The organism is Bacillus sp. TE8-1, assembly GCF_008368855.1.
GTDB classification, from domain to species: Bacteria; Bacillota; Bacilli; order Bacillales; family Bacillaceae_G; genus Bacillus_A; species Bacillus_A cereus.
This window is the reverse complement of sequence record NZ_QPET01000036.1, coordinates 32,138-45,549: the sequence shown is the minus strand read 5'-3', so window position 1 is coordinate 45,549 and position 13,412 is coordinate 32,138. Positions and strand designations below refer to the sequence as shown.

Here is a 13,412-nt window from a genome sequence, read left to right as displayed (position 1 = left end):
ATGCTTACCTTTGTACTGATTCACACCGACCATCAGCTCTCTTTAACAGTGAGATAAGCACTACTGTTTCCTCTTCAATGCATATATGATATGGAATTAAGATAATTTATTTTTGAAACCTTTTAACTCATCCATGAATCTATGGAATTCTGGAATGTCCATTTGTTGTGCAGAATCTGATAATGCAACTGCTGGATCTGGATGAACTTCAGCCATTACTGCATCTGCGCCAATTGCAAGTGCCGCTTTCGCTGTTGGTAATAATAAATCTCTGCGTCCAGTTGAATGTGTTACATCAACGATAACTGGTAAATGTGTTTCTTTCTTTAAAATTGGTACTGCAGAAATGTCTAATGTGTTACGTGTTGCTCTTTCGTATGTGCGGATACCGCGCTCACAAAGAATAATTTGATCGTTACCTTGCGCAATGATGTATTCCGCTGCGTTAATGAACTCATCAATTGTTGCTGCTAATCCACGTTTTAATAATACTGGTTTGTTAACTTTACCTACCGCTCGTAATAAATCGAAGTTTTGCATGTTACGTGCGCCAACTTGAATTACATCAACGTAGTCTAATGCCATTTCAACATCGTTCGGATTTAAAATTTCACTAATAATTGCTAAGTCAAACTCGTCTGCTACTTGACGTAAAATTTGAAGTCCTTCTACTCCCAAACCTTGGAAATCATATGGAGAAGTTCTCGGTTTGAATGCACCACCGCGCATTAATTTTAAGCCTTGGTCTTTCATCGCTTGCCCTACTTGACGAACTTGTTCTAAACTTTCTACTGCACAAGGTCCCATGATGAACGTTTGTGTTCCGTTTCCAATCAATTCACCTTTTACATCAACGATTGTATTTTCTTGTTTCTTTTTACGTGATACTAGTAACGCTTTACGGTTATCATCTTCTTGTAACTCTAAGCTTGCTTTGAAAATCGTTTTGAAAATATGTTGAACTGTTGATGTTTCGAATGGTCCTTCGTTATGCTCTGCAATCATATCAAGTACTTCACGCTCACGTACTGGATCAAAGCGTTTCGTACCTTGTACTTGCTTTTGCTCTCCAATTTTTTGAACAATTTCACCACGTTTGTTTAAAAGGTGTAATAGTTGTAAGTTAATTTCATCTACCTGTTTACGTAATTGATCTAATTCATGATTTGCCATTTGGAAATCCTCCTCTAATGTTTTAAAAGTATAGTAAGAGAATAAAAAATTCTCTATTTTCTGAACTGACTAATTATACAAATTCATAGTGGAATCGATACCTCTTCTTATTTTAAACTGATAATTCTTACAAAGACATGAACTACTAGTTAAAAACCCACTTTTTTGTACAAAAAAGCCCTACTGATCCAATCAGTAGGGACGATATTTATCGCGGTACCACCCTAGTTGTAGACTTCTTTCGTCTACCTCTCTTCATTGTTAACGATCATCTGACCGTCTTTCCCTTCATAAAGACAATACTATCTTTACTACGAAAAAGATGCTCCAGGACTGTAATTCGCTCTTGTTTATGTACTGGTTTGCACCAACCACCAGCTCTCTGTTACAGGGAAACAACAACTACTGCTTTTCCTTTCAATGCATGACTATTTAATTTTCAAGTTGAACCACTAAAATACAAAAAGTCCCTACTGAATAAATCAGTAGGGACGATATTTATCGCGGTACCACCCTAGTTGTAGACTAACTTTCCGTCTACCTCTCTTCACTGTTAACGATCAATTGACCGCTTTTTCCTCATAAAGACAAACTATCTTTATTACGAAAAAGATGCTCCAAGACTGTAATTCATGATTATCCCTGTACTGGTTCACACCAACCACCAGCTCTCTGTTACAGTAAGACTAACCACTACTGTGATCTCTTCATTGCACTTTGTTTATTCAAATGTTTTTGAAATTGAATAAGTATGATTCGTATTATAGAACGCTTTTCAAAACACTGTCAACAACTTTTTATATATTTTTTTAAATTCCACTTTCGTCCTATAATTCTTTTTGTAAATCACCCATTACAATTCCTATGCGAATTATTTCATTTTCTAGTAAATGTAAAACATATTCCTCTACTTCATACTGAACTAATAATTCTTTTATTTTTATGATTTCTTTTTCAAATAAAACGGCTTCGTGACATGTTTGTAATAAAATAAAAAACACATTTGCAAATATTTCTTTATGCGCTTTCATACTTTCTTTTTTATGAAGCATTTCAATCAATAACTGCTTCATTTCCTCACCTGCACATTTACCATGTACACTTGAAAATGCACGAGACATAATACATAATCCTTTTTCTAATATTTCATCCATGTATAAAATAATACGTAAAAGCATTACATATTCTCTTGCAGTTATCTCACCCATTTTTGGTCGTTCTCGCAAAAATACACTGAGCCAAGCTGTCCAAAATTTTTGTTGTTCTTTTACACTTAATGTTTTGACGTAATAGCATAAAAACTGCATAAACTTAATTTTATTTTCTTCATTTTCTAGTATGAGTAACGGGTATAACCAATCTGTTTTTTGCTCCCAATATAGTACACATTTAATAAATACAAAGCTAAGCCATTTCAAGAAAGCTTCTCTCGTATGCGGATGTAATACTTCCAAATGTTCTATCGCATACTTAATAAATCGCTTCATTTCTGTAAATAAAGGTAGATTTATTTGCGTGTAACATAAGCCGGCCCATGCATATTCCGTAATCTCATTTTGTTTTTTTAAATCTAAGTATGGTAACAAATATTTTCGGCACCATTGTTTTTCAATATGATATAGGAATGTAATATCTGCTATTAAACGAGCAAACATAAAGTTTGTTCGTTCCGAATTAACTCTTACTTGTTCTTCAAATAAAAATAAATATTCATATACATTACGATCGTATAAATGATCATATGATAACAACTTTAATAATACAGCCGTCATTTTTCCAACTGGATGCTGAATTGATTCATTATAAAAATCTTGTTTCCCAAGCTTAAAGTCTGTATCACTCTTCATAACTTGAGGAAACACTGAAAAAGCAAATCGTTTTACAACACGTATACTATTCTCTTCTAACTCTTCTAGTCGATTACTAATTTCATATAGAAAACTACTAATTAACCAATGAAAAGCAGTATTTCTAACAAATTTCTGCAATAGCGGAATAATTTTTTGGATTTGCTCATTCGTCAATCCCCGATTATTTCGCCATTCTCTAATACAAACAAACCATACTTCATTACTTATTTCTTGCACTCCTACTAATTGGTATGCAAATGAAATACTCCACTCTGTGTTTAATTTACATGCTTTTGATAACATCTCTAAAAAATGGCGTTGTTCAAAAACACCATCTTGCGAAAATTGCTGAACTTGCTTCATAATTTCAACATCTTTCAGCTGCAATAATCCGTCAGCAGTTACATTACAAGTAATGCTTTCTGCTGTATCCTCTTTCTTTTGTACACTGTATCGTTCAGAATGAAAATGAGGATGCTTTTGCTTCATTAACTCATACCCATTTGCCGTAGATGGGCTATTCGAATCACACTTGAATAATAAGTCTAATACGAGACATGCATCAAATACCCGCTCTTCTGTAAGATGCTTTATTACAGTTCGAGTGACTTCTTCTTTTGTTTTTTCTAAACAATGTGCATAATGCCTTTTTAAAAGTTGAAAAACTTCGTGTTTATAAGTGAAATCTAAAAGAAGTCCTTCATGTAACAACCATTTCATTTTGTCATCTACACGAACAAAAATATTTTTATTCATCGCATCAATTGCAATTCGCTTTTGAAGTACACTATTTGCTTCTATCATTTCTGTAATATAATAATCCGCTTTTTTCTCATTGTTTTCGCATAAATAAGTTAGACACTCTTTTACAATTCGTATTAAAAATGCAAGGTCATTTTGATGAAACTCTTTCTCTACATTTTCCTTATTTCTTTTTTTCAGTGCCGTTTGTCTTAACGACAACATTCTCAATTTTTCTAATCCAATCATCATAATTGGAACAGCATAATAAGCGATATATGGCCTCATCTTTTCGTTCCAAATTTGCTCCACATGAGAAAATGTAGATACTGGTAAGCGACTCGATTCCTCGAGTTCTATTGATTCTTGCGTATCATTTCCCCATTTCCTTACACGTTTCAACTTCAGTTTTCCGTCTAAAATAAAAGTTAGTAACAATAAGGCAATTTCTTTATGCTCAGGAAAAGAACATTTTTGCAGTAACTTAGAAATCTTTTCTATAGAGCTACTATCTTTTTCAGCTGTTTCTAATAAAAGGAGTGTCCACCTTGCAAACAACAACGGGTCCATCTTACTCTTCGTTTCGTTTAAGTAGTTACAAATTGTTCTCCATAATAACGGTGATATTTTAGAATAGTTTTTATAAATTAATTGAAATAATTCTTTCTGATGACTAAAAAGAAATTGTTCCACTAACCATTCTGCAAGTAATTCATCTACTTCATTATAGTTTGGCGTAAGCATAAACAAATTTTGTAATTTACCTTCTGCTTCTAACCATTCGACCCATTCATAATCATGAGCAAATTCCACAAAGTAACGTACTGTTTCAATTTTTTTAATTGATTGCTTTATGTATGATAATTGTTCCTGTTCTACTGACGGGGGAACCGTTACAATATCCCGAATACGCATTCTTTTCGTAATATAATTATCACCCATTAATTCAGCCCAGCGTTTTACCGCTTTTACAAGGGATTGATGATTATTCACCTTATTCGGATACACAATTGGTCTTATCCCTAAATGTTCCCAGTGGTATGTATTTTCTCCTTGTGCGACAAAAGCAAATCGTCTTGTACTTGGTGGTAAACCAGTTGCTAAATATTTCATTACTGGGTCATTATGACTATATCCAACGAATAAAACGGTGTAATTTGAGAATAGATCAACTAAAAACCTTCTCGCCCACCCTTCCGTTAAGTAAGCCCTTCCAAAATCACCATCTGTTAAAATTAAAGCCTCTTTCTCCTGTTCTACATTACCATGTATGTAAGCAAGACCTTTAAAAGCTCTCCCAGTCGGTAAAGCTGGAGCGTAATAAACATTGATATCTCTATTTATTTCTTTAATTGCAGTTGTAAAATGTTGATCAAAATTTGTTGTTACAATGCGGATATCTGTATCTAAAGGAAATAACCTTGGAATTGCATAATGCAATGGATTCGGTTTTGATTTCTCTATATGAACGAGATCTCTTGCGACTTGATGTACATCTTTTGTTTTCGCAATTTTGCCAAGATAATAATCATGTGGCTCTGTTATTTCACGTTTTTCGACATATAACGTTTTTGCAATTTCATCAACTAAATCATCAAAATTCGGTAAGTTTGATTTCCCTTTCATAGAAACTCCCGCTCCAACAAATAATACTAACTTTCCTTGCTCAAGGTGATCAATTAACTCATCTGGAATTTCTACTTCTGAAGTAATCCACATCTTGGATTCCCCCTTACCTAAAAATGTCATACACTCTCATTTTACTATAACATTTTTTCATTGTTTTTATAATATTTAGACTAAATTCCGAACATGAAAAAGTTTTATGTAAATAAATCCGTTACAATGTATGAACTCCAGAATTTATTGAAAAACTATGTATAAATCGGAGGTGTAAATTTTGAATGATTTCACAGTAGTGCTTATCAAGTTTATATCGTGCATTATCGCATTTAGCATTGGGCTTGCTTTATTTTTCCCTGCAACGTTTGTTCAAATTATTTCATTCAGTCTCTTTGTTACAATCGTATCCTACATGTTCGTTGATAAAATTATTTTAAATCGAATTGGCAATACTGGTGCCATTATGTCGGATTTCTTATTAACATATTTAAGCGTATGGATTTTCGGTAATATTTTATTAGACAACTATATGCAAATTGCATGGGGCAGTATCCTTTCTGCCATCGTCTTCACTTTATCTGAAGTAATCGTTCATCGCTTCTCTAACTCTCATACAAGGCACAACAATGATAACATTCGTATTAATCGCCGCTTTGCATATGGTACAGAGTTTGCTGAAGAACAAAATATATTGGATAAAGATAAGAAAAAGTAACGTTTTAATGCAGGAGCGCCCTTTTTAATTATGTGGTGCTCCTTTTTTGTATTTTTTCATTATGGTACGTGAAATTATATAAGTGATTATTTCAAAATACCGAATTACTAACAATATTTGACGCTATTTTTTCTAATAAAAAACTGCCTCTTATTTAGAGGCAGCCACTTTTAAGTCTTTTACTGCAACAACATCCGCAAACGCTCCCAATACTGCGTTATGATGTTTCACAATATCTTCAGCACGTAACACTTCTGTATTAAATGTACTATGCGCATCACTCACTAACGTTACTTTATACCCTTCACTACATGCTCTGCGCGTTGTCGTATCTACACAATACTCTGTTTGCATTCCCGAAAGAATAACGTGTTCAATTCCTTTCTCTTGTAACACTTCGCTTAAGTTTGTATTATGGAATGAATCTGGAGTCGTCTTTTCAACTATATTATCTCCTTCTTGCGGAGCGATGGCCGCATGGATTCGCCATCCATCCGTACCTTTTTCTAACGGATGGTCTTTAGGACCGTTATGTTGGATATAAATAACTGGAATATCATTTGAACGACATTCCCTAATAAGCTCTTGCAATGTTTGTAAAAACTTTCCCCCATTATGTACTGGCATTCCAGCTGTATACATACCCGCTTGCACATCAATTACGATTAATGCTTTTTTCATTTCACACATCCCCCTTTATTTGTATAAGCCATTATTATTGTTTATATTCCATCATCCAACAATCTTCTAATTTCCCCTCATGCAACTCATGTTCCTTTAAAATCTTTACTTTTTTAAATCCACTTTTTTCATAACACTTTATTGCTCGTTCATTATTTACTTTCGGATCCATTGCAATTGCTTCTGCTCCCATTTCACCCATAATATATGTAATTGCTGCCTGAACGAGTTTTGTTCCAATTCCCTTTCCCCAATAGGCTGGTTCACCGATAAATTGGTCCATACCCCATACATTTTGTGATTCTTTATAGCCATATAACGCTTTCCACTCTGAATCCACTGGGTACATTTGTATGTAACCAATCGGAATGGTATCAAATTCTATTAAACATCTTTTTTCATTACTGTTTGGACTATGTATAAAATGATCAAGCACCTTTTCTACAGATTGCGGATTATCTCGTCCTTCGTAATACCGCAGGACTGCTGGGTCCGTTAACCATTTAGAAATGATAGATGCATCATCTTCCATTACGTATCTAATCAATAAACCTTCTTTTTGAAAAAGCATATTATACCTCTATTATTTCTTTATATTTTTTCTTGCTGTTACATCTTTCATTGCACCTACTAATGCATATGGTAGTAATGTAATCGCAAAAAATGCTGTAAATACGTTAAGTTGCGGGATTGTATAGAGTGTGAACCATTCAGTGAAAAATTGAGAATTTAATATTCTATTAAAAAACTCTCCGCCTGGCCTAAAGTTTGGCGCCCACGCAGTGATTTCACACAAAATAAAGTGAAACTTTAATCAGTGGGGGTTTTGTTCATCCCCCACTGATTATTAGTTGAACCAATCGGGCTTTTACGGGCAGTAAGACCCCCACCTAACTTCTTCGCTTTCGCTAAATTTTGAGGTGGGGGTCTTACTGCCCTTTAATGCGGGGTAAACAGTAACTGAACAATAAAAAATGCCCCTAGATAACGAAACCAAGTCCGTTTCCATATAGGTTGTGCATTTTTTAATATATCTCCCATCTTACCCCCTCCTTAAATATCCATCATATTAATTATACACTTTCCTCACTTTATTTGTTAAAATTTTCTATATAATTAATGCTGTTGGGGGGAAATACATTATGTCTAATCCTATACTTACATCCACTTTAATCATTCTTAGAGGAAACTCCTCAAGTGGTAAAACAACGATTGCAAAACAACTACAAGAACATTTCGGACAAGGAACACTTTTAGTATCACAGGATGTTGTACGTAGAGATATGCTTAGAGTACACGACACAATGGGTAATTTATCACATGATTTACTATTTGAAATTACGAAGTACGGAAAAGGAAAATGTGAATTTGTTATTTTAGAAGGTATATTGAACAGTCATAGGTATGGTGAGATGTTAAAAGAATTAATTCGTTATTTTGATGAAAATGCATTTGCATATTACTTTGATTTATCATTAGAGGAAACTATTAGACGACATAACACAAGAGACAAACGACATGAATTTGGTGAGGATTCCCTACAAAAATGGTATAATCCGCACGATACTATTAAGGTTGCCACAGAAACTATTTTTACAGATAACTTTACGCAAAAAGATATATTTGATGCAATTCTTAATGATGTTGCGATCGAAAAACAAGCCTAACATAATATGTTAGGCTTGTTATGTATTTTGTATTTCAGTTTTTATAATTAAACAATCTATACATAAATAATAGTATATATTCATTTCCCCAAACTGGAAATCAACTACTGAAATAAGTCCACGTTCCTCAATATCTTGAGTAATTGTAGCAACATATTTCATCTCTTTCGCACAAGTTGGACACGCCAAATCCTTTGGAAGATCATCATATAATGGTACGCCTAATAATCTACATACATATTTAGAACCGAACAAGTCAAAAGCTTCCCAGTAACTATCTTCATCTGTAGGTATATCTTCATTTTTCATATTTATAAGCTTTACCGTTGTTTTTGGTAATGAAGCTGATAACTTAATTACAGATTTAGTAATAAGCCCTTTAAAAATCCTATTATCCTTCTACTAACAAAATAAAAGCCAGCCTCAATAAAGAGAACTGACTTCTATTTGGATAATTATTGTTATTATAAAATTTTCACTTTAACAGTTTGTCTTCCCCAATTCATAGCTTTACTTTTTGAACCCATTAAAACATCAATACGATTACCTTTAATTGCACTTCCAGTATCACCAGCGATCGCTTCTCCATAGCCTTCTACCCATACTTTAGATCCTAATGGGATTACTTTCGGGTCAACTGCAATAATTCTCATATTCGGATTTGCCGTTAAATCATGCCCCATCGCAGTTAAAACGCGTCCACCATATGTACCATTTTCACTTGGATCAGCAGTATACGCTGTCGCTACTACCGTTAATTCACGTTTAGCAGACTGTATGTTGTTTTTAGATGCTTCTTTCGCTCTCTCTTCTTCTTTAGCCTTTGCTATTTCTCTTGCTTTCTCTTCTTCTTTAGCTTTTGCTATTTCTCTTGCTTTCTCTTCTTCTTTAGCTTTTGCTATTTCTCTTGCTTTCTCTTCTTCTTTAGCTTTTGCTTTCTCTTTTTCTTTCTTTTTCTTCTTCTTTAGCTTTTGCTATTTCTTTTGCTTTCTCTTCTTCTTTAGCTTTTGCTATTTCTCTTGCTTTTTCTTCTTCTTTGCTATTTCTTTTGCTTTTACTTCTTCTTTAGCTTTTACTTCTTCTTTAGCCTTTACTATTTCTTTCGCTTTCTCTTCTTCTTTAGCTTTCTACTTCTTCTTTAGCTTTTGCTATTTCTTTCGCTTTCTCTTCTTCTTTAGCTTTTGCTATTTCTTTAATTTTTCTTCTTCTTTAGCTTTTGCTATTTCTTTCGCTTTTTCTTCTTCTTTAGCTTTTGCTTCTTCTTTAACTTTTACTTCTTCTTTAATTTTTGCCTCTTCTTTAGGTTTTACTATTTCTTGCGCTTTCTCTTCTTCTTTAACTTTTACTACTTTTGCCTCTTCTTTAGGCTTTACTATTTCTTGTGCTTTCGTTGTTTCTTTCGCTTTTGCTACTTTCTGCGTCTTTACTTCTTTCTTTTCTTTAACTGATTTTTGTACTTTCGCTACTTGCTTCGTTTTCTCTTCAGTTTTCTTTTCAGTTGGTGCTGTACTTGATAGGAAAGAAACGTTTGCATAAGCAGTTTTTCCTTTATACTCAAATTGCAACCATCCGTCTTTTACTTGATGCGTTGATTCAATTACATCATCTTTTTTTAGTCTGCCAAGAATTTCTGAATCTGTGTTTGCTTCAGTACGTACATTTAACAAATTCGCCGTTACATGATATACATCTTTTGTAAACTCCGAACTTACAAACACTTCTTTACCATTCAACTCAATTTTTGACCAGCCATCTTCGGTATTTATGACTTTTAATTCTTGCCCATTCTTTACTTTTTCGACCACTTTTGATTCTGTAGTCGGTTTTTCACGTACGTTAAGTACATCTGCTGTTACGATTGTTTCTGCGGTAGCAGTTGTGGTAAACGCTCCCAATCCAAAAACAGTTGCTGTTGCTGCGCCAATTACTTTTTTCATATTAGCCTCCATTAAATTTTTTTGAATTTTATCAAATGCCTCCGTAAAATTGTATAATTTTACATAATATCAAAACATTTGCAACAGTATATTAATATTGTTTAATATACTGTTATTAAAACTCCTTACTCCAATACTATCAAATTCTCATTTCTAATTCTATATATTATAAATCTCCTTATCTTTTATAAAAGCTCCATGCCCTTCTTCACACTAAATAGTTGTGGCAATTCCCGCCAAAAATAAACTTACGATTGCTAAAATTTGAGTAGCGACAATAGCCCCTCTTAAATGAAACTTATAATCTTTATATCCTTTCATACCTTCCGTACTAGGAATCACAACAAACCTTGGAGTAATCCAGCAAAAAATTAGCCAATCAATTATAAGTAAATCTACTAAATTGCAAATCATTAAAATACCAAAAGTGTGTAAATAGGCATCCATATACATTAACTTTTCATGCTTATGTAGTATATATGTAGAAAGGAAAGGAGTACCGAAAAGAATAGTATTATATACAATATTAAAATAAATGGTTTGCTTTTTTTCATGAATCGATTTTGGAAAAACTACTTTTTGAATATCTTTCGGATAATCAGTTAACGAAAGTCGAGGATTATAATATAAGGACCCTAAAATCATTACGGATAGTACAATAGACATGATGACACCAACGTACATCATTTGCTCAAATTGATTCATATGCTTCATTCACCCTTTTCTGTAATTACTATGATGGTCATTCACTTAATTACATATTGTATGTACGTACATAATCAAAAATTAACAACTAGCTTTAATAGCGAAGCAAAATTGTTGCAATGCAAATGCAAATTTAATACAGTGGAAGCCTAATTGATACAGATAGGATTGGTGAAACCTATGAAAATTGAACATATTGCAATTTGGGTAAATGACTTAGAATGTATGCGTGATTTTTATATGAAATACTTTAATGGTAAAGCAAACTCTTTATATCATAATAAAACGAAACAATTTGAATCTTATTTTATTACGTTCGAATCTGGAGCAAGACTTGAACTTATGCGTAAAAAAGGGATTGAAAATAAGCCTAATTTAAACATAACCGGCTATACTCATATGGCTTTTTCTGTCGGTAGTGAAGAACGTGTGAATGAACTAACAAAGGTGATAAAAGATGCTGGTTATCCTTTATTAAATGGACCACGTTTTACTGGAGATGGCTATTATGAAAGTGTAATAGGCGATCCAGAAGGCAATCAAATAGAAATTACGATTTAACTTACCCTTTTCCACCACCTCCGTATTTTTCCACAGATTAGGCGGTGCTGTTGTTGAGGTGCCAAATGAGGCAACTGCTTACTTTTACCGAAAAGCACTATCAAACATGCCAATATTTGCTACTTGGGGGCAATCAGAAGGTGCTGGTGGAAGTATTCGATGGGTTGAAGATTTCCGCTTGGCAATGCTCCCCTTTACAAAGGGTGTCTACGTTAATACACCTGACCTTTCCATTAAAAATTGGCCAGATGCATACTTCAGTTGCAGCTTTGACCGATTAATGAAAGTAAAAGCGAAATACGATCCGAAAAATGTTTTTAACTTTCCGCAAAGTATTCCGCTTTTTTAAACTATATATTCCACCTAATATATCAAAATATAAAACATCCATTTTTTTATGGGTGTTTTACAAAAAGAGTTTACATAATATAATTATTAGTTGCTTCTTTTACTAAATATCTATTCAACAATCGAAAGTAACACTTTCTCAAGGTCTTTTTTAGATAACATACTTTCGTTTATATAGCCATTCTTTTAATTGTACTTCATCCAAAGCTCCGTTCCCCTCTCATAATCCTTCACACTATATTCGCTCGTTTTTCACAAAAGGTTCATTTTACATGAAAATTTATTTATTACAATAAAAATATAAGGTATATTTTTATGAAAAGGAGGAATTCAATAATGAATACAGAGGATAAAATTCACGCTGAAAAAGTGTTAAAAAATCTATTCATCGGATCACAAGTTGATGGATTACAATTTGGTATTTCTCCAGGCGCTATAAAGATTCATTTCACAAACTTTCACGACTCAGTTGATTATGACGGACAATTATATATCAATATCGAATCCAAATGGTGTTTATTTAATAAACCTCAAAAAAGCTACCCATTAAATGAAGATGAATTTGAAGTTTATTCTGAGAAAGAAGAATATGAAAGAATATGTAAGATAAGAAGACAAAAAGTTACCGATATACAACTTGGCTTAGAAAGCCCTCATTTAATTATTACATTAGAGAGTGGACAAATTATTTTTTTAAATGGTTTTCATGATTATTATGAATGTTGGCAAGCTGGTGTCCTATGTGAGCAATGGCTTGTAGTCGCTGCACCTGGGAATGAAATCGCCACTTGGGCTCCCGATGAGTTTACCGATAAGTAAACTGTCTTCACGAAGAAGAAACGAAGATATTTTATGAAGTACTATACTAATGAACTACATAATCATTTCTATTACACGTAAACAAAATGACGATTTTACTTTAATAGAACTCACTTTATTAAAGTTGAAAGGATGATAATGATGGCATGTGTCCATGATTTTGGAATAATTGACGATTTTACTTCTCAAAAAAATTACGAAGATTATACACCAGAGAAATATCATTGTATATCTGTTGATGATGATATTATCAGTAGTTTAAATCAAAATTTATCAATTATGAAAACCTACTTCCATACAGTCAAAAATCAGAAATACGGTTTAGCTTATTGTGGTATTACAATTATCCCGCCTGAATCATTAGCAATTTTCTATGAAACAGTTACATCCTCAAAGTTCTTCAGAAAATCTGATGAGCTGAATGAGTTAGCTTCAAAAATTGTACAAGCTGCAGCAGAACAGAAGTACATGATCCATTATGGGGTTTAAATGTAATTCAAAAAATGCTTAGGATTTCTCCGAAGCATTTTTTGTATGTTACTAATACATTTATTCCTTAACCATTTAGTCAATGCTTGAGCCTATGGACCCA

11 protein-coding genes, 4 pseudogenes and 3 other annotated features (1 of these 18 cut by a window edge) are annotated in these 13,412 nt (G+C 33.2%); of the genes and pseudogenes, 6 read left to right on the top strand and 9 right to left on the bottom strand.

Annotation, left to right across the window (positions count from 1 at the left end):
• Nucleotides 1-87, bottom strand: a binding site (T-box leader); it reaches 133 nt to the left of the window's first position.
• Between the two features lie 9 nt (nt 88-96).
• A complete protein-coding gene (locus tag DN404_RS27600) occupies nt 97-1,173 on the bottom strand; it encodes a bifunctional 3-deoxy-7-phosphoheptulonate synthase/chorismate mutase (protein WP_001273575.1) in 1,077 nt (358 codons plus the stop codon).
• A 194-nt stretch (nt 1,174-1,367) separates the two neighbouring features.
• Nucleotides 1,368-1,603: a binding site (T-box leader), on the bottom strand.
• 54 nt (nt 1,604-1,657) lie between these two features.
• Nucleotides 1,658-1,893, bottom strand: a binding site (T-box leader).
• A gap of 107 nt (nt 1,894-2,000) precedes the next feature.
• The gene (locus DN404_RS27595; RefSeq protein WP_016122709.1) at nt 2,001-5,483 is read right to left on the bottom strand and encodes a DUF4020 domain-containing protein; all 3,483 of its coding nucleotides are present in this window, start codon (nt 5,481-5,483) and stop codon (nt 2,001-2,003) included.
• A gap of 181 nt (nt 5,484-5,664) precedes the next feature.
• Between DN404_RS27595 and DN404_RS27590 the strand changes: the two genes are divergently transcribed.
• On the top strand, nt 5,665-6,102 hold the full coding sequence (locus DN404_RS27590; RefSeq protein ID WP_000997702.1) for a YndM family protein: 438 nt from the start codon (nt 5,665-5,667) through the stop codon (nt 6,100-6,102).
• Between the two features lie 150 nt (nt 6,103-6,252).
• Here the strand turns inward: DN404_RS27590 and DN404_RS27580 are convergent, their stop codons facing one another.
• The 4 genes and pseudogenes from DN404_RS27580 to DN404_RS30760 all read right to left on the bottom strand — a co-directional run.
• Entirely contained in the window at nt 6,253-6,783 is a 531-nt protein-coding gene (locus tag DN404_RS27580) for a cysteine hydrolase family protein (protein WP_000709539.1), read from the bottom strand.
• Between the two features lie 34 nt (nt 6,784-6,817).
• Entirely contained in the window at nt 6,818-7,354 is a 537-nt protein-coding gene (locus tag DN404_RS27575) for a GNAT family N-acetyltransferase (RefSeq protein WP_000898772.1), read from the bottom strand.
• Between the two features lie 12 nt (nt 7,355-7,366).
• Nucleotides 7,367-7,585, bottom strand: a pseudogene (locus DN404_RS27570) (YfzA family protein); the annotation flags it as partial.
• A gap of 155 nt (nt 7,586-7,740) precedes the next feature.
• Nucleotides 7,741-7,824, bottom strand: a pseudogene (locus tag DN404_RS30760) (YfzA family protein); the annotation flags it as partial.
• 101 nt (nt 7,825-7,925) lie between these two features.
• On the opposite strand from DN404_RS30760, the gene DN404_RS27565 reads away from it, so the two are divergent.
• Nucleotides 7,926-8,450: a kinase gene (locus DN404_RS27565; protein ID WP_000070150.1), complete on the top strand. Its 525-nt coding sequence runs from the start codon at nt 7,926-7,928 to the stop codon at nt 8,448-8,450.
• A gap of 18 nt (nt 8,451-8,468) precedes the next feature.
• Here DN404_RS27565 and DN404_RS27560 read toward each other — a convergent pair.
• The 3 genes and pseudogenes from DN404_RS27560 to DN404_RS27550 form a co-directional block, all read right to left on the bottom strand.
• Nucleotides 8,469-8,804, bottom strand: a pseudogene (locus DN404_RS27560) (hypothetical protein); the annotation flags it as partial.
• A 110-nt stretch (nt 8,805-8,914) separates the two neighbouring features.
• Nucleotides 8,915-10,387 (bottom strand): annotated as a pseudogene (entB, locus tag DN404_RS31370) (cell wall-binding protein EntB).
• A gap of 213 nt (nt 10,388-10,600) precedes the next feature.
• Nucleotides 10,601-11,092 (bottom strand): hypothetical protein, encoded by a 492-nt coding sequence (locus DN404_RS27550; protein ID WP_001071242.1) that lies wholly within the window; start codon nt 11,090-11,092, stop codon nt 10,601-10,603.
• Between the two features lie 180 nt (nt 11,093-11,272).
• Between DN404_RS27550 and DN404_RS27545 the strand changes: the two genes are divergently transcribed.
• The 4 genes from DN404_RS27545 (at nt 11,273) to DN404_RS27530 (ending at nt 13,309) form a co-directional block, all read left to right on the top strand.
• Nucleotides 11,273-11,653 (top strand): VOC family protein, encoded by a 381-nt coding sequence (locus DN404_RS27545; RefSeq protein ID WP_000687535.1) that lies wholly within the window; start codon nt 11,273-11,275, stop codon nt 11,651-11,653.
• A gap of 58 nt (nt 11,654-11,711) precedes the next feature.
• The gene (locus DN404_RS27540) at nt 11,712-12,002 is read left to right on the top strand and encodes a BBE domain-containing protein (protein ID WP_033695889.1); all 291 of its coding nucleotides are present in this window, start codon (nt 11,712-11,714) and stop codon (nt 12,000-12,002) included.
• Nucleotides 12,003-12,337: 335 nt separating this feature from the next.
• Nucleotides 12,338-12,820 carry a hypothetical protein gene (locus tag DN404_RS27535; RefSeq protein WP_001090913.1) on the top strand — a complete coding sequence of 161 codons (483 nt, stop codon included), beginning with the start codon at nt 12,338-12,340 and terminating at the stop codon, nt 12,818-12,820.
• 138 nt (nt 12,821-12,958) lie between these two features.
• On the top strand, nt 12,959-13,309 hold the full coding sequence (locus DN404_RS27530; RefSeq protein WP_001999997.1) for a hypothetical protein: 351 nt from the start codon (nt 12,959-12,961) through the stop codon (nt 13,307-13,309).
• The last annotated feature ends 103 nt before the right edge of the window (nt 13,310-13,412 follow it).

Excerpts from the sequence above, each read along its gene's own strand:
- DN404_RS27565 (WP_000070150.1), top strand. The coding sequence starts at position 7,926 with ATGTCTAATCCTATACTTACATCCACTTTAATCATTCTTAGAGGAAAC.
- DN404_RS27535 (WP_001090913.1), top strand. The coding sequence starts at position 12,338 with ATGAATACAGAGGATAAAATTCACGCTGAAAAAGTGTTAAAAAATCTA.
- DN404_RS27600 (WP_001273575.1), bottom strand. The coding sequence starts at position 1,173 with ATGGCAAATCATGAATTAGATCAATTACGTAAACAGGTAGATGAAATT.
- DN404_RS27530 (WP_001999997.1), top strand. The coding sequence starts at position 12,959 with ATGATGGCATGTGTCCATGATTTTGGAATAATTGACGATTTTACTTCT.
- DN404_RS27575 (WP_000898772.1), bottom strand. The coding sequence starts at position 7,354 with ATGCTTTTTCAAAAAGAAGGTTTATTGATTAGATACGTAATGGAAGAT.
- DN404_RS27545 (WP_000687535.1), top strand. The coding sequence starts at position 11,273 with ATGAAAATTGAACATATTGCAATTTGGGTAAATGACTTAGAATGTATG.
- DN404_RS27550 (WP_001071242.1), bottom strand. The coding sequence starts at position 11,092 with ATGAATCAATTTGAGCAAATGATGTACGTTGGTGTCATCATGTCTATT.
- DN404_RS27595 (WP_016122709.1), bottom strand. The coding sequence starts at position 5,483 with ATGTGGATTACTTCAGAAGTAGAAATTCCAGATGAGTTAATTGATCAC.
- DN404_RS27580 (WP_000709539.1), bottom strand. The coding sequence starts at position 6,783 with ATGAAAAAAGCATTAATCGTAATTGATGTGCAAGCGGGTATGTATACA.